This is a genomic window from Sphingopyxis sp. CR5 (assembly GCF_059693785.1).
On the sequence record NZ_JCATIE010000015.1, the window covers coordinates 34,434 to 59,752 of the forward strand.

Sequence of the window (25,319 nt, forward strand, 5' to 3'; positions counted from 1 at the left end):
GCCTCGCGCTGTCGCCCGGGTCGTCTTGCAACTATGTACGGTGCCCTTCCGACCAGGCCAAAACAAATCCCATAGCTCAATCCCAGAGCCCACGCGGGTTCCCCCATCAGAGGCTTTCGTACGCTAAAGCGCCCGAGCCCTTCGCGTTAGGATGTGGATTAGCGCCAGAATGGGGCTCTGACTCACTTTTGGTGCAAGTGCGTTGATAGTGGCGAGTTTTTCCCCGAAGGAGGAGATCGCCATGCATGGGAGAGGTTTTCGCGAAGCCATTGCGCCAACAGGATTGGTGATCGACAAGGTCGAGTATGCCGCCGATCAGATACGGATCACCCGGCGATCCCGATTTCGAGTTTCGATTTACCCGAACTGCTGCCGCCCATCTGCGCGTGTCCACAGTCGATATCACTGTACACTCGCCGATCTACTCTCTCATGGCCGACCGGTTCGGATTACTCTTGTCGCCCGGCGTTTTCGCTGCGCCACATCCCGCTGCACCACGCGGATCTTCGTTGAACGCTTTCCTCCAGATGTGACTGCAACATTTGCCCGGCGTACGGCCCGCCTGGATTCTATCGTACATCACCTTAGGCTGGCGCTGGGTGGGCGTCCGGCGGCCAGCTTGGCGCGCCGCCTTGAGGTGTTCATCGGCGCGGGCAAGCGGCGGGAGTGGCCGCCCGAGGTGGAGGCCTCGATTGTCGCGGAGTGCTATTCGGGCCGCAAGGGCGTCAGTCCTGTGGCGCGCCGGCATGGGCTGGATCCCTCGCAGCTATACGCCTGGCGGCGGGATTTGCGTAAACAGCTTGAGGCCGAGGGTGTGATCCTGCCATCGGCACATTCGGAAGATCGGCGAGGATGTGGCCGAGCGCCTCGATGTGGTGCCGACCACCTTCCGCGTCCTGGTCACCCGGCGGCCGCGTTATGGCTGCCGTTCGTGCGAGAGCGCGATCGTGCAGGCTCCGGCGCCAGCGCGGATCATCGAGGGCGGTACTCCCACCGAGGCACTGATCGCCCAGGTGCTGGTATCCAAGTATGCCGATCACCTGCCGCTTTACCGGCAGGCCCAGATATACGCCCGGCAGGGCATCCGGCTCGACCGATCCACTTTGGCCGACTGGGTCGGGCGAGCGGCCTGGTATCTGCGCCCCTTGCGTGACCACATTCTCGACGAGCTACGACGATCCGAGCGGTTGTTCGCCGACGAGATAACCGCCCCGGTCCTCGATCCGGGCGCGGGCCGACCAAGACAGGACAGCTCTGGGCCTATGCTCGCGATGATCGACCATGGGGCGGCTGCGATCCGCCGATCGTTGCCTATGTCTATGCGCCAGATCGCAAGGCAAAACGCCCTCACACGCACCTTGGTGATTTCGCGGGCATCCTGCAGGTCGATGGCTATGGCGGCTACGCCGCGCTCGCCCGGCGGCGCCAGCAGATCCGGCTCGCTTTCTGCTGGGCGCACGTCCGCCGCAAGTTCTACGAACTGGCCGACACGTCGCCGGTCGCCACCGAAGTGCTGCGCCGCATTGCCTTGCTCTATGGTGTCGAGGACGAGGTGCGCGGTTCACCCGCCGAGCAACGCTGTGCCGCTCGGACCGAACGCAGCCGCGTCATCGTCGGTGATCTTCATCAATATCTTGCCGCCCCTGGCCGCCAAGTCAGCGCCAAGAGCAAGCTCGGCGAGGCGATCCGCTATGCGCTCACCCGCTGGGATGGACTGTCCCGGTTCATCGACGACGGCCGCATCGAGCTCGACTCCAATACCGTCGAACGCTCGATCCGCCCCCTCGCATTGAATCGCAAAGATGCCCTGTTTGCCGGTTCCGACGAAGGCGGCGACAACTGGGCGGTGATCGCCACGCTCATCGAAAACTGCAAGATCAGCGGCGTCAACCCGCACGGGTGGATGACCCAGACCCTCGTGAAACTTGCCAACGGTCATCCCGCCAACAATCTCGCCCAACTCATGCCATGGTCCACCGTGGCCTGAAAACACCGGTTACATGCTTTCGCTGCTTGGCACTGTTTCGCCTTCCCGTTCTATCTGGTGCGGCGCGAACGATGGCTTGAACGCCGCAACGGCATGGCCGGCGAACGCTGAGTGGCAGCTCCCTTTCCCGGCAGGCAAGGTCTGGCAAGCACCGCACCTGCGGGAACCCGGGGCGAAGGACAACCAGGATCAGGCTGCAAGTGGCGGTGCAGTGTGCGTATCCCAAAGGGCAAGAATGCTGCGGAGTGCGGTTACAAAGGCCAAAGGCTGATCGAGCATCAGATGGTGACGGGCTTCAGGCACCGCGATGATCGGAATGTCACCTCCACCCAGCTCGCGGACGTATTCGGCCGATTCCGGGGTGAAGAGTTGGCTCATACCGCCGTGCACGATGGCCTTCCGGCCCGGTGCCTGCACCAGACGCTCGCCCATGGTGAGCCATTCGTTGGGCTTGTTGCTCCTCCGAAAGACCTCGGTTGAAAACTTCCACGTCCACTCGTCTCCATCCTGTCGCAGGGAATGATAGGCCATGTAGTCCAGAAGGAATGGCTCGCCGACCGGCTGGGGCGGGGAAAGGATGTACCGCTTACGTGCCGTTTCATAGCAAGGATAACGCTTGCTGGGCTTGTCCGGATCGCCGGAACCAGGGCTTGACCGCCTGAGGTTCCAGTACTCTTCCAGGAGAGCGGGCCGCATGATCATGAGATCGCAAACCACCACTCCGGCAAAGGCCTCGGGCCACTGGGTCACGGCTGTCAGGGCTGCGCCCGACCCGAAGCTGTGCGCGATGATTGTCGGCTTTTGGCCATCCGCAAACATATTCAGCGCCTCGGCAATCTCGCGAAACTCGCCCCCTCTCGCCAAGAGGTCGGCGCGACCACGCATGTCGCTGTCGCCCATGCCGGCCAGATCAAACGCCACCACGTCATAATCTTCTGCCAGAAACGGTGCAATGAAGGCAAAGCAGCGCGCATGTGCCAGAAAGCCATGGGTCATCAATACCTTGGGCTTGCTGGGGTCACCCCAGCGGAAATAGTGCGCCTTGGCCCCATCTATTTCCACATAACCTTCTTCGCGGGGCACCTTGAGCGCCGACACGAACCATTCGGGCAGATGTGAGCCGTCGCCAGCCCAAACAGGATCAATGTCCACTGGAAAGTCACTTATTCTGAACATCTCATTCATCAGGTTGCGCTGTCCTTGTTCGCTGGTGTGCTGGCGGCAAAGCCGCGGTAGGCATCGCGTGCCACATCGCCGCAAATCGCAGCATAGGTCGACACGCTTGGAAAATTGATGAGTTGGCGCTTCTTACCCGGGATGTTTGCGCCCATGTACCAGGAGTCCGCTTCGGGAAAGAGCGTCATAGCGCCAACCTGAGCGACCATTTCGGTCCAGTCCGCCTCTGCTTGCGGATCGGCGTCGAAAAGATCGTAACCGTTGTTTCGCAGCCAGACCATGAAATCGCAGATCCAGTCGCCCTGCATTTCCGCGCTTGTCGGGCCGTTGGAAAAACCCGAGGGGCTCAGGGGTCCGTAAGCGAACAGCATGTTGGGGAAACCCGATACCGCCATTCCCAGATAGGCGCGCAGCCCGTTGTCCCAAGCTTGCGACAGTAACAGGCCGCCCCTGCCGGTGATGTTCATGTCGATCAACCCGCCCCGCCCCGCGTCGAAGCCGGTGGCGAAAACGATGAGATCGCATTCGACCTCGCCGTCTGCGGTTGTGATTGCGTGCGGCCCGACACGGGTGATCGGGTTTGCCTTCAGATCAACCAGCGCAACATTGTCCTGCGCGAAAATCTCGTAATATCCCTGTTCCAGCGAAGGTCGCTTCGTGCCGAACGGATGCGGCGGTTCGGATGGGGCGAGTTTCTCGGCCAGATCGGGATCGGCGATCCGCGCGCGAACCTTGTCGCGCCAGAAATCGTAGGCGTGGCGATTGGCTGCGCGATTGGTAAGCAAGTCGGCGAAGTTGTGGTACCAGAACCTCAATCCGCCTCGCTGCCATAAATCTTCGAAGTGGGCATTGCGCTCAATCTCGTCGACTTCGAGCGCCGAGACTTCAAGTGACTGGCTTTCAAATCCTCCGCTCGTCTGCCTGCGCTGTTCGAAAAGGGCAGGATAGCTGTGCTTTTCGCGTTCCTGATCCTCCCGCGTCAGCCGCTCCTGCCGCATCGGCAGGGCCAGGATCGGGGTTCTTTGGAACAGGATCAGCGCTTCAGCCCGCTTGGCTGCTTCTTGGGCGACCTGCACACCGCTCGCTCCGGTTCCGATCAGGGCAACTTTGCGCCCATCGAGATCAATACCCTCCTGCGACCAGCGCGCCGTGTGGCACCATTCGCCCTCGAAATCCTCAATGCCCGGAATGTCGGGGATATACGGCTTCGACGCAAAACCGAGGGCTGGGAGCAAGAAGCGTGTCGATACGGATTGCCCGCCCTCAAGCTGTAGATTCCATAGTCCCCGCCCTGCATCAAAATCGGCGCTTTCGACCCTCGATCCCATCCGCATCAGCGGCCAAAGGTTCAGCGTATCGCAGACATGGCGGAAATAGGCCCTGAGTTCTTCCCAGCCGGGAAAGCGCTCACTCCAAGTCCATGTCCGCCACACTTCGGGGATCGAGAATTCATAGAGCGGAATCTGCGAATCCACGCGTGCGCCGGGATAGCAATTCCAGTGCCAGATGCCGCCCGGATCGGTCGCAGCATCGACCAGCAGCACGTTGAACCCGGCGTCCCGCAACTTGTGGAGCAAGTAGATCCCGCTGAAGCCAGCACCGATGATCACAGCGTCATAATCGGGCGAAGTCTGATTCGTCATGAAGCGGCAGTCAGGCTCTCGGCAATTGCCTTCGCCGTTGCATAGTCGGCCTTGCCGTTCGATGCGCGCAGGGGGATCTTCGTTGGATATATGGCCTTCGGTGTTTTGTAGCCTGCCAACTGCCCCCGCACATGATCCTTGACGGCTTGCTCGTCGAACGCAACGTCGCCGCTGAGGTGGACGACGGCGGTGACGGCCTGACCCCATTTTTCGTTTGGCACGTCCACGACCAGCGCGTCACCAATCGCGGGATGGGTCTTGAGAATCTCCTCGACTTCCTCGGGGTAAACTTTCTCGCCAGCAGTGTTGATGCAAACGCTGCCACGGCCCAGCAAGGTCAGGCTGCCATCGGCCTCGACCGTGCACCAGTCGCCCGGAATCGAATAGCGGACCCCATCGATTGTGCGGAAGGTCTTGGCGGATTTCTCGGGATCCTTGTAATAACCCGCTGGGATCGCACCCATGAGGGCGATAAATCCCGGTACGCCGCTTCCCGGCGTCACTTTCTGGTCGTTTTCATCAAAGACATGACAGAATTCGCCAATCGCAAATTTCGCGGTGTTGGTGCCCCCTTGCGCGGTTGTGATGGAGCGGCCGAAGCCGAGCCCTTCGGAAGCGCCGAAGCTGTCCATCAGCACCACCTGGGGGATATGCTTGCACAGCCCAGCCTTGACTTCCTTGCTCCACATCACGCCGGATGAAACGATGGTGACGAGGCTGCTGGTATCCCAGCGGCCGGGATTCCGGTCCAGCGCCTGCAGCATTGGCTTGGCAAAGGCATCGCCCACAATTGCGATGCTTTGCACCTTATGCTTATCAACTGTTTCCCACAACTCCGTCGCATCGAAGGACGAGTCTGCGAGTGTAACGATGGCGCCGCCCGACATAAGTGTGCCGATCGCGGTGATGAAGCCGGTCCCGTGCATCATCGGGCAGGATGGCAGGGTGCGGTTGCCGGGCCCTTGACTTGTGATCAACGCGACGTGTTCTTCGAGTGTCTGAGGAACGGGGGCGAGCAGCTTCTGGGCCTCGAGCTGTGCTTTGCGCATTTGGTCGTGATGCCACATCACGCCCTTGGGCATGCCCGTCGTGCCGCCGGTATAGATGAAGAGCTGATCTTCGGGAGAGCGCACTATGCCGAGCGCCGATCCGTCGCCTTCTTGCGCGAGTGTTTCGTAAGGGATCGCAAAAGGCGCGATTTGCGAAGCCTCGCCAATTTCCACAAAGGTGTGAACCTTCTCGAGCCGATCCTTGAGCTCGACGATACAGTCGCGGAATTCCGAGCTGTAGACGATCACTTCGCTATCGGAATCGTCGAAGATATAGAAGACCTCCTCGGCGACATAGCGGTAATTGATGTTCACATGGATCAGGCGCCCCTTGAAGCAGGCTGCCATCAACTCGCCATATTCGGGTCGGTTGCGCATATAAAAGGCAACCTTGGCCCCATTGCCGGCTCCGCGCTGCCGGAGCGCGCGGGCAACATTGTTCGAACGTCCCGACATTTCGGGCCAGGTGATGATCCGGTCGCCGTGTATCAGGGCCGGCGCATCCTTTGGCATGACGGGCTCGATAGCGTCGAGAATGTCGCCGAGATTCCAGTCGATCACATTAGTTCCCCTCTCCGAACGGGGTGGCGGCTTTGGCGCACTTCCCTTGGAAGAAACATCACGCAGCTTTGGTCCAGCCCTGAAGTGCCGCAGCCTCCGCCCGGACCGCTTCTGGCCCACCCAGAACCTGCCGGTCGAATCCGATCCGTTTGAACCAGTAATGCAGGCCAAGCAGGTCGGTGAATCCCATTCCGCCGTGCACTTCGGTGGAAGTGCGTGCGACAAATCGATAGACCTCGGCCGTGTGCGATTTGGCATGGCAGGCAAGCAGTGATGCCTCATTCGGCACCGCGTCGAAGGCGTGGGCGGCGTACCAGACGAGCGAACGGCACGGTTCATGCCGCGCGGCCATCTCGGCGCACATATGCTTTACGGCCTGGAAACTACCGATCAGGCGGCCGAACTGTTCGCGCTGACCAGCATAATCGACAGCCCTTTCGATCATGGCCTGACCTGCGCCAAGGCTGTCTGCGGCGAGGATCACGCGGCCCGCATCGCGCAGCCGGGCCACTGTAGCTCCGCCATCGTCAGCCAGTGGTTCCGCTTCGTCCCCGTCAAACCGCAATTCCCCGACGCTACGGGTGCGATCGATGGTCGTCAACGCGATAGCTTCCAGCCCGGACGCCTTGGCACCGACAAGGTGCAGCCTGCCACCGGAATCGGCGACGACGTAGGCATCAGCTCCTTCGAAATCGAGCGCGAACAGGGCGGTGCCGTTGAGCTTCCCGCCGGCAGAGGAAACTCCCGCGCCGTCGCGCACCTCGATCGTCTCGGAAATCGCGACACCGACACGCGCCTCGCCGCTCGCTATCTTTGGCAGCCAGTGGGCCTTTTGCTCCTCGTTGCCAGCTTCGCGCAAGGCGATCGGTGCGAGAACCTGACTGGCGAGAAACGGCACCGGTGCGACCGCATAGCCAAGCTGTTCCGCCACCACCGCCGCGTCGAGCAAGGTCATGCCGAGCCCGCCATGCTCTTCGGGGACGAGCATTCCGGCAACGCCCAGATCGTGGAGGGCGCGCAACACCTGGTCGCTCAACGGATTGTCCCGCTCCGCACATTCGCGGACGTGACTGAGCGGGCTGGTATCGGCGAGGCACCGCGAAACGGCGTCGCGCAACATCTGCTGGTCCTGCGAAAGTCCAAAGTCCATCAGTCTGCTCCCTGCTTCTGTCGCGCCATGTCCGCGGGGTTCGGCTCACGTGGCATTTCAAGGCCGCGTTCGGCGATGATGTTCTTCTGGATCTGAGCGGTCCCGCCGCCGATGATGAGACCGAGTTGGAACATATAGTTCCATTGCCACGCCCCGCCGTCCCGCTCACGCGGGCTGTGGTGATAGAGTATGCCCAGTTCGCCCATGGCGTCGATTGCCAGCGCGGATATCTGGTGAGCGAGTTCACAGCTTTGCAACTTGACGATCAGCTTCGCCATGCCGCCCGGCTCTCCCCTAAGGCTGTTCGAAAGGATGCGCATCCCATTGTATTTCATCGCCGCTACTTCGGCCTGAAGTGCCACTAGCCGGTCGCGCAGTACCGGATTGTCGATCGCGCGACCCTGGCCCAAACGCTCTTCCTGCATCAGTGCGATCAGCGCCTGCAGCCGGTTTTCGAGCGCGTCGGGATCGCCCAGCATTCCGCGCTCATGGCCTAGGGTTGCGTTCGCGACGAACCAGCCCTGGCCCCGCTGGCCGACGATCTGGTGCATGGGGACGCGCACATCGGTGAAGAACGTCTCGTTGAACTCGGCGTGACCGGTCATCGTCTTCAAGGGGCGAACCTCGATGCCCTGCGTGTCCATCGAAAAGATCAGGTAGGAAATGCCGCCATGTTTGGGTGCGTCAGGTTCGGTCCTGACCAGGCAAAAGATCATGTCGGCCTGCTTGGCGGTGCTGGTCCAGATCTTCTGGCCATTGATAACAAATTCGCCGTTTTCGATGTGCGCGCTGGTCTTGAGGTTGGCTAGGTCCGACCCGGCACCGGGTTCGGAATAGCCCTGGCACCATACGATATCGCCTTTCAACGTGGGTTCGATCCAGCGCCGTTTCTGTTCCTCGGTGCCGAGTTCAAGCAGGGTCGGCACGAACATCGAGATTCCCTGATTAGAAAGCCCGCCCGGCACCCTGGCCCGCGCAAATTCCTCTGCGATGATGCGCGATTGGAGAATGTCCGGCTCCGCTCCATAGCCTCCATACTCCTGCGGGATCGTTCGCGCGGTATACCCATGCTCGATCAACAGCTTCTGCCATTCGACTGCCTTGGACGAAGGTCGGGCCGCCCGGTCAGCAGAAGGCGGCGCGAGATGGCGGTGCGCTTCGATGAAAGCCCGCACTTGCTTGCGGAAGACATCGTATTCGGGCCCGTAATCAAGATCCATGACGCTTCTAACTTTCACGCAGGCGGAAAACAGGAAGGCGGAAGTCCTCACCGATCAATTCGAATTCCACTTCCACCGGAAGGTCGAGCGCTAGGCGCTCGTGATCGCAACCAATCAGGCGCGTGGCCATGCGTACGCCCTCTTCCAATTCCACCACCGCCGCCACGAAGGGAATTTCGTCGGCAAAAGCCGGGTGGAGGGCCTGGTGGGTAACGGTCCAGGAAAACAGCGTGCCCTTGCCACTGCTGCGTTCCCAGGAGAATTCCGGCGAGCCGCACTTTGCGCACATATAGCGCGGTAGGTGGCGGAAGCAGCCGCAGCCGCCGCAGCGCTGGAAATAGAGATTGCCGTCTTGGCACCGCTTCCAGAATTCCTGCTCAACCGGGTCTTGCGGGCGAGGTCGCGGTTTGGGCGGCGCAACCTGCGCGGAGGGCCGCATTTTGGGAGGCAGATCGCTCTCGCTGCTCATGCAAACCTCCTGAGAATGGCAATGCTTCCATCGCCAAGGTCACCCCAGCCGGTCACAAGACCAGTTTGGGCTCCCAGCACCTGGCGCTCGCCGCAGTCGTGACGAAGCTGGCGCACTGCCTCGACCACGTGGTTGAGTCCCCAGACATGCGCCTCACTGAGCAAGCCGCCATGGGTGTTGATCGGATAGCGGCCACCCAGCTCAATCTGGCCATTGGCGACGAATTCGAACTGTGCACCCGGTTCGCAATAGCCCATCGCTTCCAGTTGCAGCAGAACGACATAGGTAAAGCAGTCGTAAATCTGCAGGAAATCCATGTCCTCGCGCTTGACGCCCGCCATGTCGAAAGCGCGCGGGGCAGCATAGCTGAGGCCAATCTTGAAGGGATCGGGCCGCGAGGGGATGTCGTCGGCGGGATAGGGGTGGCCTTCCGCGGCACCGGCGATGCTGACGGGCACATGCGGCATATCCCTGGCCCGATCCATTCGCGATATGACTACCGCGCAGGCGCCATCGGTTTCAAGGCAGCAATCGTAAAGGCGGAAGGGCTCGGATATCCAGCGCGCCGAATGATAGGTTTCCGCGTCGAGTTCGCGCCCATAGGTAAAGGCGCGCGGATTCAACTGCGCGTGACGCCGGCAGGCTAGCGCTACCGCTGCCATCGCATCCGCGCCCACGCCGTAAAGCTTCGAGTGACGGGTCGCCAGCCAAGCATACATCTGCACCGGCAGGAACACACCATAGGGGATGTAATAGCCCTGGATAGTATTGGTCAGCGTGTTCATGTTCATCGCCCGAGTGGGCGGGGCACCCGGCTTGGGCCTGAGGGCGGAATAGCCGTTCCAACCGAGCGTCACCAGCACGTGATCGCAAAGCCCGCTGGCGATCGCCATTGCCGCGTTCTGCAGCGCCGTCGTCGGGCTGGCGCCGCCCATGTGAACGGTGGCCGCATAGCGCAGCACATCAATGCCGAGATTGGCGGCCATTTCCTCCGAGGTCGTATAGATCGGCGGCGGCACCATGCCGTCGATGTCGCAAGGTTTCAGCCCGGCATCTGAGATTGCGCGGCGCGAGGCTTCCAGCATCATGTCCACCGCGGTCCGTTCGGTGCCCTTGACGAATGCGGTTTCGCCCACACCGGTTATGGCGGCCTTGTCGGCAAAGGATAAGGTCTGCGAAGCGTTCATACAGCGTACCCGTCTTGCCGCAATTCAGGAATAGAATCTGGCATCGGCCAGCGCCCTTTCGGCCCCTTCGACAAGATCGCGCATGACCTCTGCCGCTGGACGGATCGAATGGATCAATCCAATTCCCTGCCCCGCGAAGCCGGGCATGATATCCTTGCGCTGAGCCTTTATGCCCGAAGCCATGACCGGCCCTGAAATCATCGACTGGTAAGGCATCGGAAGCGGCTCCTTGCCCGCCGCAACCCAAGCATCGGCCCATTTGTTGCGGATCATGCGCGCAGGCTTGCCGGTCAACGAACGGCTAACGACGGTATCTGCATCGCCGCCGTCGGTTATTGCTTCCTTTTGGAACCGTTCAATCCCTGCCTCTTCGGTTGCCAGGAACGCCGTTCCGACCCACGCGCCCAGAGCGCCCAGCATCATCGCTGCGGCGACTCCGCGGCCATCGGAGATTCCACCTGCTCCGATCACGGGAACCCGATCGCCCACCGCGTCGACTACCTGCGGAATCAGCGAGAAGGTTCCGATCGGGGAGTTGTGCCCGCCGCCATCGTGGCCCTGCGCCACAATCATGTCGATGCCGGAATCGACCACCTGCTGGGCGTGCTTGACCTTGCCGATCACCGCCATGACCCTGGTGCCATTGGAATGAAGGCGGTCCATCCACGGTCCGGGATTGCCGAGGCCGGCGGCATAGACTGGCACCTTTTCCTCGATTACCACTTCCATCTGCGCCTCGAAAAACTCCCGCGTGAACAGCTGCGGACCGCCCTTGCCCATTTCCGGCGCGCCAGCCGCGCGCATGGCCATTGCGGCATCCACTTCGGGCAGATCCTCGCGTTCCATGAAATCGCGGGTGAACTGCTGATATTCGCCAAGCAGTGCCATCGGGTTTTCGAGCGAGGCGCCGCTCTGCGGTGCCGAACCGCGCCTGACGGAGGCAGGCAGAAGGGTGTCGACCCCAAATGGCTTATCGGTCAGTTCGCGGGTCTGGCGGATCCAGCTGCGCAACTGGTCTGGCGAGCAGGCCGCAGCGCCAAGAACGCCAAGTCCCCCGGCATTCGATACTGCGGCCGCGAGCGCGGGGACACTCGCCCCGCCCATTCCGGCCAGAAGGATCGGGTATTCGATCCCGAGAATTTCGCATATGCGGCTCTTGAGTGCCATCGTAATACCCTCTCCATCCAGCGCCACCCACCGGCGCCCGTTTTTTACGTCTGTCCCCACCTGACCTTCTGGGACACAAGCTCAGGGCTTCTCTGTGCGAGATAGGAGGCGGAGCCCGCCACGAGACGCGCCATAGCCTGCCGCGCTCCTTCGGCATCGCCCTTGCGCACAGCTTCAAGGACGCGGCGCAAGAAACGCAACTGGACCGCACGCTCTTGCGCCGAATACCCCAGCGAGAGCGAGAATTCGCGGGTAAGCATATGCAACGCGGAAGTCAGAAGGCCGAAAAGCGGATTGCCGCTGGCCCAGCCGAGCATATCGTGAAAACGGCGATTCAGTTCCTCGAACTGGCTGCTCGCTTCGTTTCGCTCCAGCTCTTTGAGGCAATCGGCAAGTGCGCTCAGATCACCCGTGGTCGCGCGCTGGGCGGCATAGGCTGCAACATCCGCCGCAATCGCTTCGCGCAATTCGAGCAAGCCCCTCAAGTCCGCCTCCATGAAATGCAGGATCAGCGAGAGGCTGTTTGCGAAATCGCCAGTCTGCGGGCGAGCGACCACCGGCCCGCCACCGCGACCTAGTTGAAGATGGATAACGCCTTGGAGTTCAAGGAAGCGAAGCGCTTCGCGCAAGGTCGCTCGGGCGACATCGTATCGCGCAAGCATTTCGTCCTCGCGCGCCAACCTGTCGCCCGCAACATGCGCCCCGGCTTCGATATCGCGTACGATGTCCTGCGCAAGCGTGAGCGCACGCTTGGCCTTCCTCGAATCATCGACCTTCGGTTGCATCACTGGGAATCGCTCCTCTGATAAAACCTTATAAGAGTTTATCGGATGGCATGTCCAGCATCAGTCTATGAAGTTTGCAGTGCGGTCAAATGTCGCAACAATCCTTATAAGCTTTATTGACCACACCCTGCGAAACATCTACCTGTTTGATAGCAAGGTGAGTCTGCTTGCCTGGGATGGAGGACGAGACATGAGCATCGACACGATGGAGCTGGATACTGCCGGAAAAGTTGCAGCCATTCCGATCGACGAAATTGATGTCGCACGGCCGAGTCTTTTTCAGCAGGACACGATCGGCCTGTATTTCGACCGGCTGCGCAAAGAGGAGCCGGTCCACTATTGCCGCGAAAGCTATGTTGGGCCTTACTGGTCGATCACCAAGTTCGACGATATCATGGCTGTCGACACCAACCACAAAGTCTTTTCGTCGGAGGCAAAGCTCGGCGGTATCGCCATTCAGGACATGCATTCGGTGGAAGGCGCGCTCGAACTTGAAATGTTCATCGCTATGGATCCTCCAAAGCACGACCAGCAACGCAAGGCCGTCACCCCCGCTGTAGCGCCGTCCAACTTGCTGTTGCTCGAACCGACAATCCGCGAACGAGCGTGTCAGATTCTCGATGATCTGCCGATAGGCGAGGAATTTGATTGGGTTGACAAGGTCTCAGTTGAATTGACCACGATGACCCTTGCTACCCTATTCGATTTCCCGTGGGAGGAACGCCGCAAGCTCACGCGCTGGTCCGACGTCACAACGGCCGCCCCTGAAACCGGCATCGTCGAATCGTACGAAGCGAGGCGTGAAGAACTCATCGAGTGCGCGATGTATTTCAAAGGACTGTGGGAGCAGCGCATCAACGAAGAACCGAAGAACGATCTGATTTCCATAATGGCGCATTCCCCGGCGACACGGGATATGCCCTTCCTCGAATTTCTGGGTAACCTGCTGCTGCTGATCGTGGGCGGCAACGACACCACGCGCAATTCGATAAGCGGCGGTGTGCTGGCGCTCAATCAGAACCCCGATGAATATCGCAAACTGAATGACGACCCTTCGTTGATCGCCAGCATGGTGCCGGAAATCATCCGCTGGCAGACGCCGCTGACTCACATGCGCCGCACTGCGCTGCAGGACTGGGAGATTGGCGGCAAGCAGATCAAGAAGGGCGACAAGGTCGTGATGTGGTACCTGTCGGGCAACCGCGACGAAACGGTCATCGACCGGGCTGACCGGTTCATCATCGACCGCAAGAATCCGCGCCATCACCTGTCATTCGGTTATGGCATCCATCGATGCATGGGTAACAGGCTGGCAGAACTGCAGTTGCGGATCATCTGGGAAGAAATTCACAAGCGGTTCGCCAAGGTCGAAGTGACCGGCGAGCCCGAGCGCCTTTTCTCAAACCTTGTGCGCGGGATCACCAATCTGCCGGTGCGGCTGCACGCGCGCTGATTTGCTGAAGCAGAAATACGGAGTGTATGATGGTCAAAGTGACGTTCGTATCCAGCGATGGAACGCGGCGGGAAGTCGAAATTGCCGAGGGCGAAACCGCACGCGAGGCGGCGCTCTTCAATGATGTACCGGGCATCGACGGCGATTGCGGCGGTGTCTGCGCCTGTGCGACCTGCCATGTCCATGTCGATCCGGCCTGGATCGACAGGGTTGGTCGCCTGGTCGAAGGGGCAGCGGAGGCAGAGCTTCTGCAATTTGCCGAAGGTGCCAACGAATACAGTCGCCTCGCCTGCCAGATACCCATGGTGGAAGGAGTGGAAGGTTTGATTTTGCACGTTCCCGAGCAGCAATACTGACCAGACAGAGCGCAGCCCTGTCGTGCGCGTGCGGCGTCGCAAATTCAGTTTTGAACGGAGGTTTCAGTGCCAACTCAGCTAGAACCTGATGTCTAGACGAGCGAAGACGCATTTCGCACCGAAATGCGGCAATTCCTCGCCGCCCATTTCCCTGACGAATTAAGGGGCGCGGGCAATATGCTGGCCGGGCCCATTGGCAGCTTCGGCTTGTGGATCATCCTGGCCGACGCGCATCCGGAAGCTTCGAGGGACAGCTCCAGCGTGTCGGTGACATCCCCGGCCCGCATGGTGGTACACAGCTTCCAAAGGATGACATAACGGGAGAAGTCGTCGAGCACGGTCGACAGGTACACCAAGCCCCAGCCGATGATCTTGAAGTAGGTGAAGTCGGTCTGCCACATCTCGTTCGACCGCGTCGTCTTGGTGTGGAACCCGTCGGCGGCCTTGATCACGATGAAGGCCGGACTGGCGATCAGGTCATGGGCTTTCAACATACGGTAAACCGTGGCTTCCGACACGAAGTAGCGCTTCTCGTCGGTGAAGCGCACCGCGAGCTCGCGGGGTGACAGGTCGGTTGTATCCAACGCCATGTCGATGATCTGCTGCTGGATATCATCGCAGATGCGGTTCCACACCCGCCTCGGGGCCGATGGCCGATCCTCCAGCGCCTCCGGCCCGCGCTCGAGGTAGCGGTCGTACCAGCGTTAGAAGGTCCGGCGCGGGATGCCCAACTGCTCCAGCGTGCGCTTGGCCGGCAGGTGCGACTGCTCGACGATCCGAATGATCTCCAGCTTCTCGGATGCGGGTTACCTCATTCGTCGTCGGCCCTATCCGCGATCATGCTTTTTTTGAGCAACCGGTTTTCCAGCGTCAGATTGGCCACGCATTCCTTAAGGGCACGGGCTTCGCGGCGCAGGTCGTGCACCTCGCCGGTGGTCGCGGCACGGGCGGTGTCGCCCGCCAAGCGCCGCTTGCCCGCCTCCATGAACTCCTTCGACCACGTGTAATACAAGCTCTGGGCGATGACATCCTTGCAGCACAGCTCGGCGATGCTGTCCTCGCCGCGCAGGCCTTCCAGCACGATCCTGATTTTGTCCTCTGCAGAGAAGTGCCGGCGCGTCGCACGCCGTATGTCCTTCACCAGCCGCTCAGCAGGGGCCTTCGGCGCCGATTTTTTCAAGGAGGATTGGGCTTCATCCTCGTTCCTTAGTCACTACGACGAAGCCCAAATCCTCCTTAAATCACAACCTCAAATCTGTGCCATTGGTGCTGACGGCGGACAGCACCGGCAATCCGCCCTCACATGAAGCGCTCGGGTTGAGCCATGTCGGTCTCCACGCAGAGGTTCGTTTCTTGGTAGACAACTCGTTGCACGAAATAGCTCGTCGGTCAATTGGCGCTGGCACGCGAAGCCAAGAGCGGCCCGCCTCGCGGGAGGGCGCTCACCGCCGAACGATTGCCGGCTCGATCGGACTATTCTGCAACACGGCGGGAGGCAGGTAGGGCTCCGTGCCGCGATATTCGCAATTAGTTAGCCGTCAGTGCTGGCAACCTGATGCAGCGGGGGCAGAACGGCCGCGGCGCGCCGCCTCAGACGCGAGCGGTGCCAGTTGGGGATATCGGCTTGCTGACGATGAATGGCGTCGGCCATTTCAAATCTTCCACGGCTCCTATCGAGGAGGCATGTCTTCCGATCCGCTTTCGAGATTGCCGGACATTTTCGTCAGCAATGAGCGCATCGCGCGTATCTCAGTTGGGGAAATCATATGGAGCAGTCGCGCGTAGATCATGTCGGCTTCGGCGCGCAGCTGAGGCAGGATTTCGATCGCTCGGGGCAAAAGATGAAGTTCCCAGACGCGCCGATCGCCCTTGGCAGCGCGCCGTTCCGCGAGCACCATTCTTTCCAGCTGGTCGACAACATGGCCAACGCTGGCACGCTCCAGTTCGAGGCATTTGGAGAGGTCGGTTTGGGTCATGCCCGGGGTCCGATAGATATAGACGAGCGCGCGCCACTGGGTTCGCGTCAATCCGAAGCGCGCCGTTGAGGCATCAAACTTCCGACGCAGTTTGCGGGGCACTTCCTCGATGAGAAAGACAAACTCGTCTGAGGCCGTCAGAAGACTTTTCGCGGGAGAGATGCCGCTTGTATTGCGAGGTTCAACCATCGTCATGGACTGTAGAGCCAACATCATATTCTGAAAACCCTTTACTGTAAGATATGATATAGTATGATCGTGGAATGATTGATCAGTCGATCACGCTTGCCGGGAAAGCGGGCCATGAAATCGCAGCGTCGGTTGATGGCCCGGAACTCGGATTACCGGTAATCCTCGCGCACGGCGGCGGACAGACCCGAAGGGCATGGAGGGCGGTAGCCCACCGGCTCGCGAGCCATGGTTTCCGGACCATCGCAGTCGATATGCGCGGGCACGGCGAGAGTGCATGGGCCAGCGACGGAGCCTATGATATCTCCGATTTTGCGGCCGATCTCGTCGAGATCGCTGCGGCGACGGCGAGCAAACCGGCGCTGATTGGCGCGTCTCTTGGTGGCCTGGCCGGGATCATCGCCGAGGGAAAATGCGCACCGGGAAGTTTCGGATCGCTGACGCTGGTCGACGTCACACCTCAGATGGAACCGAGCGGCGTCGCCCGCGTGGTCGGTTTCATGGCGGCGCATGCGCGCGATGGTTTTGCGTCGGTGGAAGAGGCCGCACAGGTCATTGCCGACTATCTGCCCCATCGCCCCAGCCGGAAGGCTTCGGCCGGGCTAGCACACTATCTGCGCCGCAAGGACGATGAACGCTTCTATTGGCACTGGGACCCCGCCTTCATCGAAAGAGTGACGCAGCAGGGCGGCGGCGTTTCCAGCGACCATGGCCGCACCGAGCTCAGCGCGGCCGCTGCCTGCTTGACCTTGCCGGTGCATCTGATCCGCGGCGGGTCAAGCGATCTCGTCTCGCTGGAAGCCGTCAAGCATTTCCAGGGCCTTGTCCCTCATATGGCGTATAGCGACATTGCGAATGCGACTCATATGGTGGTGGGGGACGAGAACGACGCTTTCGGGCAATCGATCCTAGAGTTTTTGCTCGGCATCCATGAAGCGGAAATGAAATCATGAATGCCCCCGCCGTCCCGGGGCTTGAGGAATTACGTGACCTATTGGCGCTGGCCCCTTTTCACCGCTGGCTCGGGCTCAGCATCGCTGAGGTCGGCGCCAACGAGTTGGTGATCTCCATGCCTTGGCGAGACGAAATCATCTCAAATCCGACGGTCGGCGCGGCGCATGGTGGCATCGTATCGGCTTTGATCGATCTGACCGGCCTCTATACGATCATCGCGATGGGGGGTGCTGCGCGGGCGACGGCGGACCTCCATGTGGATTTTCACCGACCGGCCAAGCTGGGGCCGCTTCGCGCGATCGGCAGCCCGGTGAAATTAGGGCGGCAGATAAGCGTCGCGGCTACCCGGATCCTAGCCGCAGACGGAACCTTGGTGGCGAGTGGTAGAGGGGCCTACGTCGCCTGATAACCGCCCGAGGCGAGCCAATCTGCGCGGCCAGATGCATGCCCAGCAGCTTTCGGAGCCGAGGCAGTGGCGGCAGCGACACGCTTTTTGGCGACGTGTCCCTAGGCCGAACCCACGACCGGACGGCCGCGCATCGGCCATTCAGTCAAATCGGCTCCCTGCCGGTCACACGCGGGTTTGGCCGCTCGCCTTTGAGCCGTCGACTTTGCCTAGTCCGACAGGCCAGCCACGCAGCGCATGGAGATCAAGTTCTCCTGTGCTGCGTGACTAGACTGCTGGGTCAGGTCAGGGCGCCGGGGTGCGATTCGCGATCGCATCCTCGATCAGATCCTGCATGACCTGTTCGAGCTCGACGCCTTTCCGGTCGCCTCCGCTCGATATTTCGGTGGCGATCAAAGCGTAATAGCCGGTCTCGCGATCGATCCAGCCGGTCCAACCATAGGCACCCGGTGAGGAATTGATCTTGGACGTCGCGCAGGCCGAAGGCGTGTCGCATTCGACAAAGGAGCCGAGCGCATATTCCCAATTGCCCGCGCTCGCCGGCACGAAAACGCGCGGCAAGCCTGCGGTACGTTGCTGGGTGAAGCTTGTCATATCGGTAATAAAGCTGCCGCCAAGGAAGGCACGCAGAAGTTTCGCATAGTCGCGCGGCGTCGAATAGGCGCCGCCCGCGACCCACGGGTTGGTGGGAGCGCTTCCCGCAGGGTCATACCAGGTCGTGCTCGTCATCCCGAGCGGGGTCGTCACATGCTGCGCGAACAGTTCGTGAAAATTGCGCTGGCGTGCCGGTGACGTGCCGGGCGCAATGCTTATATCCTTTGCCTCCAGATAGGCAGCGGCGACCTGAAGGCCGTGCGGTCCATAGCTATATTGCGCGCCGGGCGCGTTGCCCGGGCGCAAAATATCATAGCGCAAATCGTGGATGCTCTTCGCGCAATTGTAGAGCGTCATGGCCGGAAGCAGCTGACAGCCGCCAACGAGCGGGCTCGCATTGAAGCCCGACGTCATCGACAGCGCATGCTTGAGTTGGACATCCTTCTTCGTTCCGATCGTGGTCCAGAAGGCAAGCGGCGGCCGCATCGGATCGTCGAGCGTCGCGATGCCAGCCTGCACCATGCGCATCCCCAGCGCGCCGGCGAACCATTTGGAGGCCGACGCAAGCGGGGTCACCCGATCGATACCAAAGCTGCCCTTCTCGTAAGCGAAGAGATAGTCGGGATCCGAAGCATTCCCGACGATGAAATAGCCGTTATCGACCTCGGTATCAGCGTCGATTGCCGACTGTAACGCGGTCCAGTCATAGGTATAACCGCCGACGGTGGCCGAAAGGCTGGCGGCCGCGGGCGCCGATGCCGCCGACGTCGACGCTTTAGCAGCGGGCGCCGCAGGCGGAAGCTGCACCATGGGACGCGCCTCGCCGCCGCCGTTGCCCCCGAACCCGCCCTGCGCCGCAAAGGCCGCAGCCCCAGCCATCGCCGCACCAGCGGCAAGCCACATCCATTTCGTTCTTCCAGCCATTTTCTCTCTCCCAGCTTCGTTGCACATCGTCGAAACGGAGGGCCTAGCGCGGCCGGACGGGCTAGGGCCTGGGCTGGCCGTTCCCGAAGTGAACATTGAGCAGATGGTCGAGCTGCGCCTTGCGAAAGCCGGCGACGACGCCAGACTCGGGCGCAAATTTTGCGAGACGGTCGCTTGCCGCATCGTAACGCGGCCAGTCGCGAACGAGTGCGCAGCCAGGAACGCCCGTCTTGGCGAAGCCAACCCAGCAGGCGGCGATGCCTTCGCCGAAGCGGCGATCCTCGTCACCGACGGCGCCGGCGACCGACGCGAAATAGTCGAGCGTCCCGAACAGATAGGGGATTTCAGACCCGTGCGCGGCGCCCTTGGCGCGGTCGCGCCGCGCCGCTGCGACATAGTCGAAATGATAGAGATACGAAGGCGCCCCTCCCGCCGTCCGGGCCGCGAGCCAGCGCGCCGGGGCGACGAACCAGGCGTCGCCCAACACCTGGCGCGCCAGTTCATCATCGGCCAGCCCCATGCCATAGGCGGCCCGGCCCGCCGCCTGGTCGCGCCCTAGATAGGCGAGCGCGGCGGATGGCGGCACGCCCATGGCAAGGATGACGCTCGCCTCGTTGCTGTTCGCGCCGACGAGGAGCGGAACGTCGATCGGCTCGCTACGCGCAAAGACGCGCCAAGGCGCTTCGCGTACCAGGTCGCCGTCGAGGATGGGGCCGGTCATCGCGCCCGGCGTCCGGACCTCGCCAGCGGCAACGAGCGCGGCGGCGGGCAGCGCGCGAAGCGCGTCGAGCGATGCTGAAGGCGGCGCACCTGCGCGCGCTGCCAACGCCGCGCCTAGCGCTTCTTGCTCGCCAAGCGGGCGCGGATCGAGGAGACCAACGCCCGACTGAACGATCGCCTTGGCGAACAGGCCTTTGGCTTCGGGCTGGGCAAGGATCGTCGTCACTCCGATCGCCCCGGCGGATTCGCCGAACAAGGTGATCTGGCGCGGATCGCCACCAAATGCGGCGATATTTTTCTTCACCCACCGCAGGGCGGCCAATTGGTCCATCAGGCCGTAATTGGCGAGCGCCTCGCCGCGCGGCTTGGCCGCGCTGAGCGCGGGATGGGCGAAATAACCGAGCGCGCCCAACCGATAGTTGATCGTCACCAAAACCACACCTTGCCGCGCGAAGGCGGTGCCGTCGAAAACCGGGAAGGTGCCCGAACCGACCACATGGGCGCCGCCATGGATCCAGACCATCACTGGCAGCTTTCGCGCCCCCGCCGGGCGCCAGATGTTCAGCTGGAGGCAATCCTCAGACTGATGCTCGGCTACCCCGCCCGCGACAAGTGCGGGGCGCACCGTCTGCGGACAAGCCGGGCCGAGTTTTGCGGCATCGCGGACGCCCCGCCAGCGCGGCGGTGCCTGCGGCGCCCGCCAGCGAAGAGCGCCGACCGGTGCGGCGGCGAAAGGAATATCAAGGAAGCGCTCGACGTCCCCCGTGCGCGCGCCCGCAAGGCGCCCCTGCGCGATTGTCGCCGCGGGGGCCGTCTCCGCCGCCGCGACAGACACCGATCCGGTCAGCATCGCGGCACCGAACAGTGCTGCCATCACCAAATGCCGCATTGCGCCCTCCTACCCTTCCCGACCAGCGGCTGGAGGCCGCGGACGGGAGCGCGACCTAGAAAGAAATGCGTCCTTCGACGCCGACGACGCGAGGCTGGCTGTACCGGTTGATCGTCGGCGCCTGCGCGACGAAATAAACCTTGTCGAAGACGTTGTTCGCGAACGCGCTGACGCTGATCTTGCCGAAGTCGACGCCGACCCGAAGATTGACGAGGACATAATCATCGAGGTCGACCGAGGTCGCTGTCAGCTCCTGTTTGCCGCCCCATTGACCACTGATCAGGACATTGCTGGTCAGCGCGACATCCTTGGTGACCGGGTAGCGCAGATTGAGGTTGGCCGAGGCGAGCCAGTCGGGAACCTGCGCAAGGTCCAGCCCGTCATAGCGGCCGCTCTTGACCTTGCCCTCTTGCCGCGAGCCACTCAAGGCGAGGCGGCCATTGCCTTCGCCGAGATCGAAGCCCTGGCTATATTCGGCCTCGATACCCCAGCTTTTCGCATCGCCTGCGTTGGTTAGATAGGCGACCGCGGCGATCGGGCACGCCGGATTGGTGAGCGCGCAGCCATCGTCGACCTGCGCGATCAGGTCTTCAAGCTCGGTGTAATAGCCCGCGATTGCGAAATAGCCGCGGCGGATCGGACTGCCCTTGATGCCGACTTCGTAAGACGTGCTGTTTTCGTTGCCGAACAGCACCTGCACAGGACTCGGCGCGCGCGGATCGGAGAGGCGCGTGTTGAACCCGCCGGCCCGATAGCTGCTGCCGACCTTGCCATAGGCGAGGATGTTCGACGTGAGCTTGTACGAGAGGGTCGCATTGTAGGAGAGATTGTCGGCGTTGATGCTGTCGTCGATGATCCGCGATGGCCCGCCGGTGGGCAGGCCAGTCCCCAAATCGTAAAGCCGCGCCGAGATGCTCCGGCTGTCGCGGGTATAGCGCAGTTCGCCGGTCAGGTTGAGGCTGTCGGTGATGTCGAAACCGAGCGAGCCATAGGCCGCATAGCTTTCGAAATGCAGCCGCGCGGGCGCGATATTGCCCGGCGACGGATTGGCGAGCGTCGGCGTGCGCGTCGTCGCCACCGAGAAATCGCTGTCGAGCAACAGCATTTCGGCGCCGACCAGCCATGTGAAGCGATCGCTCGCCCCGCTGACATGAATATCCTGCGAAAAATTGTCGGTCGTGTCGACGACGTAGGACGCGGTGCTGGCATCGAGCGGCGTGAGAGCGCCGATCTGCCCCGCGGCGCGCGCACGCGCCAGCTCGGCGGGGCTGATCGCGTCATTGTCGAGATCATATTCGGACGTGCGCTTGCGAAAGGAGGTTGTCGACGTCAGGTCGGCACCGCCCAGATCCACGCGGACGAGCGCCTGAAGGCCGTCCACGTCCTGGCTGGCGCGCGGCGCGGTGTTCCAGGGGTAGCGAAAGCGATCCTGCGTATAACCGCCGGGAAAGCCTGGCGTGCCCGCGGGAATGGATATCTGGTAATGGATCGTCGGCGTGGTCAGCCGCTGGGTCTCGGCCGTGATGATCGCGTCGACCGGCCCGCGCTTCAGCCGGATCTGGCCGCGCAGTCCGTGGCCCTTCTGCTGGTCGAAATAGACGTCGTTGTCGGGATTGTAGAAGAAGCCCTTGTCCTGCTCGACGAGATCGCCGCTGATGCGGATCGCCAGGCCATCGGCGAGCGGGACATTGATCGCGCCCTGCGTCTGGAAGCTGTTGTTCTCGAAGCCATAGCGCGCGCTCGCCCAGCCCGAGAGATCGAATTCGGGCTCGGCCGAGATGATATTGATCGCGCCGCCGACCGCGTTGCGGCCGTACAGCGCGCCCTGCGTCCCGCGCAGAACCTCGACGCGGCCGATGTCGAGCAGGTCGAGCCGCGTGAAGTTGCGACCGCCCACCGGACCGCCGGCGATATAGGCACCGTTGCGATAGAGCCCGACGCTCGGGTCGCCATTGGTGGCACGCGCGGTCGACGAAGCGCGGATCGAGATCTCCGACGTGACGGACGAGTTCAGATTGTTGAAGCGAACGCTTGGCTGATCGGCGAGGAGTTCGCCGCTGCCCGTGGCGCCGCCGCGATCGGTGAGCGACGTGATATCGATGACCGACGCCGCGGTCGGCACATCGGCCAGCCGCTCTTCGCGGCGGCGCGCCGTTACGACTATGGCGCCGTCATCATCCGCTTCAGCCGCGTCCGGAAGAGCTTCGGACGGTGCGTCTTGAGCGAAAGCAGGCGGAGCGACGGCTACCCAAATCGCGGCCGTGCAGAAAAGAAGGTTCGCTCTGCGTCCCATGGTCACTCTCCCCATCTTGTTATCGCAATTATTATCGATAATTTTGTGCAAAACCGTCGGCAAGTCAAGCCGGAAAGCGCAATGTCTTTGCAGGTGGTTCGCTGGTCTAAGAGACGACGGCGCTCAGCAGGTCGCGGACGCCCCGCGCCGTAGCGGCAAGGGGGTCAGGTGTGACCGTCGATAAATCGTCGGTCACAGCGTGGTGATGACGGTGTGCGCCAAAGATGCCGGCATGACGCACGTAGCCGGCCTTTATCACTTCCGAGAGTTCGCCCGCTGTGCCTTCCGCCGAAGGATAGGCCATTTCCAACCCCGGCTGGCCTTTGAATATCTCGCGCGCACACGTCACGAATTCGGGCGATGTCATGAGAAAACGATAGGGATCGGCGCTTGGCAGCGGCAGCAAGCGCCCCGGCATTTCCTGATAGTCACGTGCTGCCGCATTGGCGCCGAGATGAAACCAGAAAGCGGTCTCGCCGGGGGCTGGACCCACCTTGTCGGCGATATGGCTCGCACCGAGATTCTCATATTCATGCCCGCTGTTGCACAGGAAGAGCAGGCTGTGTTGCGGAAACGCTCGGGGCATCCAGCCGGCAAGCGCGAGCCACATCGCGATACCCGGCCCCCGCTCGCCGGCGCAATCGGTCCAGCCTGAACGCGGCGTAGAGACGACGAGCCAAGGGCGACCGGAGCGAACGCGTCGCCCGATTATATTCTGCGCTGCCCGAATCCCACCGCGCCCGCGAAGCGCTAATTTCGCCGCGGCACCGTGGCGCGCGGCTTCAATCACCGGGGCGGCGAGTCGCGGCGCGAGCAAGGCAAGTGGCTTGTCCGATACAGGATGACCGGCCGGGACATTGAGGAGCAAGGCCTCGCCCGTCGGCCCAGTCGTAATGAGAATGACCCCGTTCGCACCGCGCGCAAGCGCATCGGCGAGCGGCTCGCGCACTGCACGATCTACGAGGCTCGACCAGCGGCGGAAAGGCAGGCGCACGACGGCGATCGCGCCGTCGAGGCGTTCAGGGATTTCTGCGAGGCGCAGCGGCGCAGCGAGACCGGCCTCGCCGGTTTCGACGGCGAGCGGCTGTGCGACGAGCGGTATCGTGTGGTCGCCGAGCGTAAGTTCGCAATGCGACGCCTCGAACCAAGGCACGTCAAACGTCTGGCGATCCACTTCGAATCCGGCACTGAACAGCCGCTTCGCTGTCCAGTCGGCGGTCCAGCGATCGCCCGCGCCGCCCGACTGCTTGTTGCCGGCCTCGGCATAGCTTTGGACGTCGGCGAAGAGGCGTCCGGGGCCGAACATGGTCAAATCCAGGGATACAGCGGCAGCGGAGTCAACCTGCAATGCGATCGGCGCCGCGAGGCCCGCCTTAAGCAAGGTGCGGCGGTCGGTCGGGAGACGGCTCATGTCACTTTTGCGCGGCGGCGGCTGGGCTTAGGCTTTGCGTGGCGGGCCTTATATTCCTCGAGTGCGCGCCCAAAACTATTCTGAGTAACCCCGATCAGATCGCGCGCCACCGCATCGGCGGCATCGCCATCGCGCGCGACGATATGGCGGCAAAGCGCGTCGTAGAGGATGGCCGATCGCTTCGCCGCCTCGTTGCCATGCGTCTCGATATAGCTGTCAGTATAGACATTGTGCTGCCAGCGCGCGAGCAGCGCGACCCGATCGAGGAGCTCGAGCGCGAGCGGCGCATTGCTGCGTTTGGCGATAAAGCGACCGATGCGGTTCGAGACCTTGATATGCTCGAACGTATTGTCGGTGCGCTGGGTGACATCCTTATATTCGACAAGCCGGTGCATCAGTTCGCGCCCGTCGCGGTCGGTCATTTCGGCGGCCGCAAGGCGACAAACGACGCCGAACAGCGATTTCCACAGTTCATAGACCTCGTTCGCAGCATGCTCGTCGATATCGATCACATAGGTGCCGCGCCACGGCACGACCTTGACAAGCCCGATCCGCGCGAGATGCCGGAACGCCTCGCGCACCGGCGCATGGCTCACTCCGAAGCGCGCGGCGATTTCGCGCTCGCGCAGCCACGATCCGGGCGGAATCCGCCATTCGACGATGTCGTCGGTCAAAAGGCGCGCGATCACGCGGTCCTGCGTCGGCGCGCTGTCGTCGTCGGTCTTCGTCGCGGCCATGTCTCTCCGTTCGGCTTTCCCTG

19 protein-coding genes and 3 pseudogenes are annotated in these 25,319 nt (G+C 62.0%); 6 read left to right on the forward strand and 16 right to left on the reverse strand.

The window, feature by feature from the left end; translation table 11 throughout:
* Positions 1 to 241 precede the first annotated feature (241 nt).
* Both AC58D2_RS18920 and tnpC read left to right on the forward strand, forming a co-directional pair.
* A pseudogene (locus AC58D2_RS18920) lies at positions 242 to 799 on the forward strand (transposase); the annotation flags it as partial.
* 22 nt (positions 800 to 821) lie between these two features.
* Positions 822 to 1,987: pseudogene (gene tnpC / locus AC58D2_RS18925) on the forward strand (IS66 family transposase); the annotation flags it as partial.
* Between the two features lie 189 nt (positions 1,988 to 2,176).
* Here the strand turns inward: tnpC and AC58D2_RS18930 are convergent.
* Genes AC58D2_RS18930 through AC58D2_RS18970 form a run of 9 tightly spaced genes read right to left on the reverse strand, consistent with a single transcriptional unit; the run spans position 2,177 to position 12,394 of the window.
* Positions 2,177 to 3,172 (reverse strand): alpha/beta fold hydrolase, encoded by a 996-nt coding sequence (locus tag AC58D2_RS18930; RefSeq protein WP_039575348.1) that lies wholly within the window; start codon positions 3,170 to 3,172, stop codon positions 2,177 to 2,179.
* Positions 3,172 to 4,806, reverse strand: a complete 1,635-nt coding sequence (locus AC58D2_RS18935; RefSeq protein WP_054588684.1) for a flavin-containing monooxygenase — start codon at positions 4,804 to 4,806, stop codon at positions 3,172 to 3,174. Before AC58D2_RS18935 ends, AC58D2_RS18930 begins: the two co-directional genes overlap by 1 nt.
* Positions 4,803 to 6,416 carry an acyl-CoA synthetase gene (locus tag AC58D2_RS18940; RefSeq protein ID WP_054588685.1) on the reverse strand — a complete coding sequence of 538 codons (1,614 nt, stop codon included), beginning with the start codon at positions 6,414 to 6,416 and terminating at the stop codon, positions 4,803 to 4,805. Before AC58D2_RS18940 ends, AC58D2_RS18935 begins: the two co-directional genes overlap by 4 nt.
* Before the next feature lie 58 nt (positions 6,417 to 6,474).
* A complete protein-coding gene (locus AC58D2_RS18945; protein ID WP_054588686.1) occupies positions 6,475 to 7,566 on the reverse strand; it encodes an acyl-CoA dehydrogenase family protein in 1,092 nt (363 codons plus the stop codon).
* A complete protein-coding gene (locus AC58D2_RS18950) occupies positions 7,566 to 8,837 on the reverse strand; it encodes an acyl-CoA dehydrogenase family protein (RefSeq protein WP_497392640.1) in 1,272 nt (423 codons plus the stop codon). Before AC58D2_RS18950 ends, AC58D2_RS18945 begins: the two co-directional genes overlap by 1 nt.
* Positions 8,794 to 9,255, reverse strand: a complete 462-nt coding sequence (locus AC58D2_RS18955; protein WP_054588688.1) for a Zn-ribbon domain-containing OB-fold protein — start codon at positions 9,253 to 9,255, stop codon at positions 8,794 to 8,796. The genes AC58D2_RS18950 and AC58D2_RS18955 overlap by 44 nt, the downstream gene beginning before the upstream one ends.
* Positions 9,252 to 10,442, reverse strand: a complete 1,191-nt coding sequence (locus AC58D2_RS18960; RefSeq protein WP_054588689.1) for a thiolase C-terminal domain-containing protein — start codon at positions 10,440 to 10,442, stop codon at positions 9,252 to 9,254. Before AC58D2_RS18960 ends, AC58D2_RS18955 begins: the two co-directional genes overlap by 4 nt.
* Positions 10,443 to 10,466: 24 nt before the next feature.
* The gene (locus AC58D2_RS18965; protein WP_054588690.1) at positions 10,467 to 11,609 is read right to left on the reverse strand and encodes an NAD(P)H-dependent flavin oxidoreductase; all 1,143 of its coding nucleotides are present in this window, start codon (positions 11,607 to 11,609) and stop codon (positions 10,467 to 10,469) included.
* Positions 11,610 to 11,653: 44 nt separating this feature from the next.
* Positions 11,654 to 12,394 carry a FadR/GntR family transcriptional regulator gene (locus tag AC58D2_RS18970; RefSeq protein WP_039575369.1) on the reverse strand — a complete coding sequence of 247 codons (741 nt, stop codon included), beginning with the start codon at positions 12,392 to 12,394 and terminating at the stop codon, positions 11,654 to 11,656.
* 190 nt (positions 12,395 to 12,584) lie between these two features.
* Between AC58D2_RS18970 and AC58D2_RS18975 the strand changes: the two genes are divergently transcribed.
* The gene (locus AC58D2_RS18975; protein WP_039575372.1) at positions 12,585 to 13,847 is read left to right on the forward strand and encodes a cytochrome P450; all 1,263 of its coding nucleotides are present in this window, start codon (positions 12,585 to 12,587) and stop codon (positions 13,845 to 13,847) included.
* A 29-nt stretch (positions 13,848 to 13,876) separates the two neighbouring features.
* The gene (locus tag AC58D2_RS18980) at positions 13,877 to 14,203 is read left to right on the forward strand and encodes a 2Fe-2S iron-sulfur cluster-binding protein (RefSeq protein WP_039580993.1); all 327 of its coding nucleotides are present in this window, start codon (positions 13,877 to 13,879) and stop codon (positions 14,201 to 14,203) included.
* A gap of 197 nt (positions 14,204 to 14,400) precedes the next feature.
* On the opposite strand, the pseudogene AC58D2_RS18985 reads toward AC58D2_RS18980, so the two are convergent.
* Positions 14,401 to 15,383 (reverse strand): annotated as a pseudogene (locus AC58D2_RS18985) (helix-turn-helix domain-containing protein); the annotation flags it as partial.
* Between the two features lie 490 nt (positions 15,384 to 15,873).
* Complete coding sequence (locus tag AC58D2_RS18990) at positions 15,874 to 16,374, reverse strand: MarR family winged helix-turn-helix transcriptional regulator (RefSeq protein WP_223181259.1); 501 nt, start codon at positions 16,372 to 16,374, stop codon at positions 15,874 to 15,876.
* Between the two features lie 68 nt (positions 16,375 to 16,442).
* Here AC58D2_RS18990 and AC58D2_RS18995 point away from each other — a divergent pair, with 68 nt between their 5' ends.
* Together AC58D2_RS18995 and AC58D2_RS19000 are read left to right on the forward strand one after the other, a co-directional pair.
* Positions 16,443 to 17,321, forward strand: coding sequence for an alpha/beta fold hydrolase (locus AC58D2_RS18995; RefSeq protein WP_039575377.1), 879 nt, complete (start codon positions 16,443 to 16,445; stop codon positions 17,319 to 17,321).
* Positions 17,318 to 17,728, forward strand: coding sequence for a hotdog fold thioesterase (locus tag AC58D2_RS19000; RefSeq protein WP_054588691.1), 411 nt, complete (start codon positions 17,318 to 17,320; stop codon positions 17,726 to 17,728). Before AC58D2_RS18995 ends, AC58D2_RS19000 begins: the two co-directional genes overlap by 4 nt.
* Before the next feature lie 285 nt (positions 17,729 to 18,013).
* Here the strand turns inward: AC58D2_RS19000 and AC58D2_RS19005 are convergent, their stop codons facing one another.
* The 5 genes from AC58D2_RS19005 to AC58D2_RS19025 all read right to left on the reverse strand — a co-directional run bounded on the left by AC58D2_RS19005 (position 18,014) and on the right by AC58D2_RS19025 (position 25,296).
* Positions 18,014 to 19,246, reverse strand: coding sequence for a serine hydrolase domain-containing protein (locus AC58D2_RS19005; protein WP_136173728.1), 1,233 nt, complete (start codon positions 19,244 to 19,246; stop codon positions 18,014 to 18,016).
* A 61-nt stretch (positions 19,247 to 19,307) separates the two neighbouring features.
* Positions 19,308 to 20,855 carry a carboxylesterase/lipase family protein gene (locus tag AC58D2_RS19010; RefSeq protein ID WP_082665267.1) on the reverse strand — a complete coding sequence of 516 codons (1,548 nt, stop codon included), beginning with the start codon at positions 20,853 to 20,855 and terminating at the stop codon, positions 19,308 to 19,310.
* Positions 20,856 to 20,910: 55 nt separating this feature from the next.
* Positions 20,911 to 23,148, reverse strand: coding sequence for a TonB-dependent receptor (locus tag AC58D2_RS19015; RefSeq protein WP_054588694.1), 2,238 nt, complete (start codon positions 23,146 to 23,148; stop codon positions 20,911 to 20,913).
* Between the two features lie 106 nt (positions 23,149 to 23,254).
* Positions 23,255 to 24,460: a hypothetical protein gene (locus tag AC58D2_RS19020; protein ID WP_497392641.1), complete on the reverse strand. Its 1,206-nt coding sequence runs from the start codon at positions 24,458 to 24,460 to the stop codon at positions 23,255 to 23,257.
* 95 nt (positions 24,461 to 24,555) lie between these two features.
* On the reverse strand, positions 24,556 to 25,296 hold the full coding sequence (locus AC58D2_RS19025; protein WP_052208263.1) for a GntR family transcriptional regulator: 741 nt from the start codon (positions 25,294 to 25,296) through the stop codon (positions 24,556 to 24,558).
* Positions 25,297 to 25,319: the final 23 nt, after the last annotated feature.

Coding starts and splice junctions, on each gene's coding strand:
- AC58D2_RS18930 (WP_039575348.1), bottom strand. CDS start 3,172: ATGAATGAGATGTTCAGAATAAGTGACTTTCCAGTGGACATTGATCCT.
- AC58D2_RS18935 (WP_054588684.1), bottom strand. CDS start 4,806: ATGACGAATCAGACTTCGCCCGATTATGACGCTGTGATCATCGGTGCT.
- AC58D2_RS18945 (WP_054588686.1), bottom strand. CDS start 7,566: ATGGACTTTGGACTTTCGCAGGACCAGCAGATGTTGCGCGACGCCGTT.
- AC58D2_RS18955 (WP_054588688.1), bottom strand. CDS start 9,255: ATGAGCAGCGAGAGCGATCTGCCTCCCAAAATGCGGCCCTCCGCGCAG.
- AC58D2_RS18960 (WP_054588689.1), bottom strand. CDS start 10,442: ATGAACGCTTCGCAGACCTTATCCTTTGCCGACAAGGCCGCCATAACC.
- AC58D2_RS18965 (WP_054588690.1), bottom strand. CDS start 11,609: ATGGCACTCAAGAGCCGCATATGCGAAATTCTCGGGATCGAATACCCG.
- AC58D2_RS18970 (WP_039575369.1), bottom strand. CDS start 12,394: ATGCAACCGAAGGTCGATGATTCGAGGAAGGCCAAGCGTGCGCTCACG.
- AC58D2_RS18975 (WP_039575372.1), top strand. CDS start 12,585: ATGAGCATCGACACGATGGAGCTGGATACTGCCGGAAAAGTTGCAGCC.
- AC58D2_RS18980 (WP_039580993.1), top strand. CDS start 13,877: ATGGTCAAAGTGACGTTCGTATCCAGCGATGGAACGCGGCGGGAAGTC.
- AC58D2_RS18990 (WP_223181259.1), bottom strand. CDS start 16,374: ATGACGATGGTTGAACCTCGCAATACAAGCGGCATCTCTCCCGCGAAA.
- AC58D2_RS18995 (WP_039575377.1), top strand. CDS start 16,443: ATGATTGATCAGTCGATCACGCTTGCCGGGAAAGCGGGCCATGAAATC.
- AC58D2_RS19000 (WP_054588691.1), top strand. CDS start 17,318: ATGAATGCCCCCGCCGTCCCGGGGCTTGAGGAATTACGTGACCTATTG.
- AC58D2_RS19005 (WP_136173728.1), bottom strand. CDS start 19,246: ATGGCTGGAAGAACGAAATGGATGTGGCTTGCCGCTGGTGCGGCGATG.
- AC58D2_RS19010 (WP_082665267.1), bottom strand. CDS start 20,855: ATGCGGCATTTGGTGATGGCAGCACTGTTCGGTGCCGCGATGCTGACC.
- AC58D2_RS19015 (WP_054588694.1), bottom strand. CDS start 23,148: ATGGGACGCAGAGCGAACCTTCTTTTCTGCACGGCCGCGATTTGGGTA.
- AC58D2_RS19025 (WP_052208263.1), bottom strand. CDS start 25,296: ATGGCCGCGACGAAGACCGACGACGACAGCGCGCCGACGCAGGACCGC.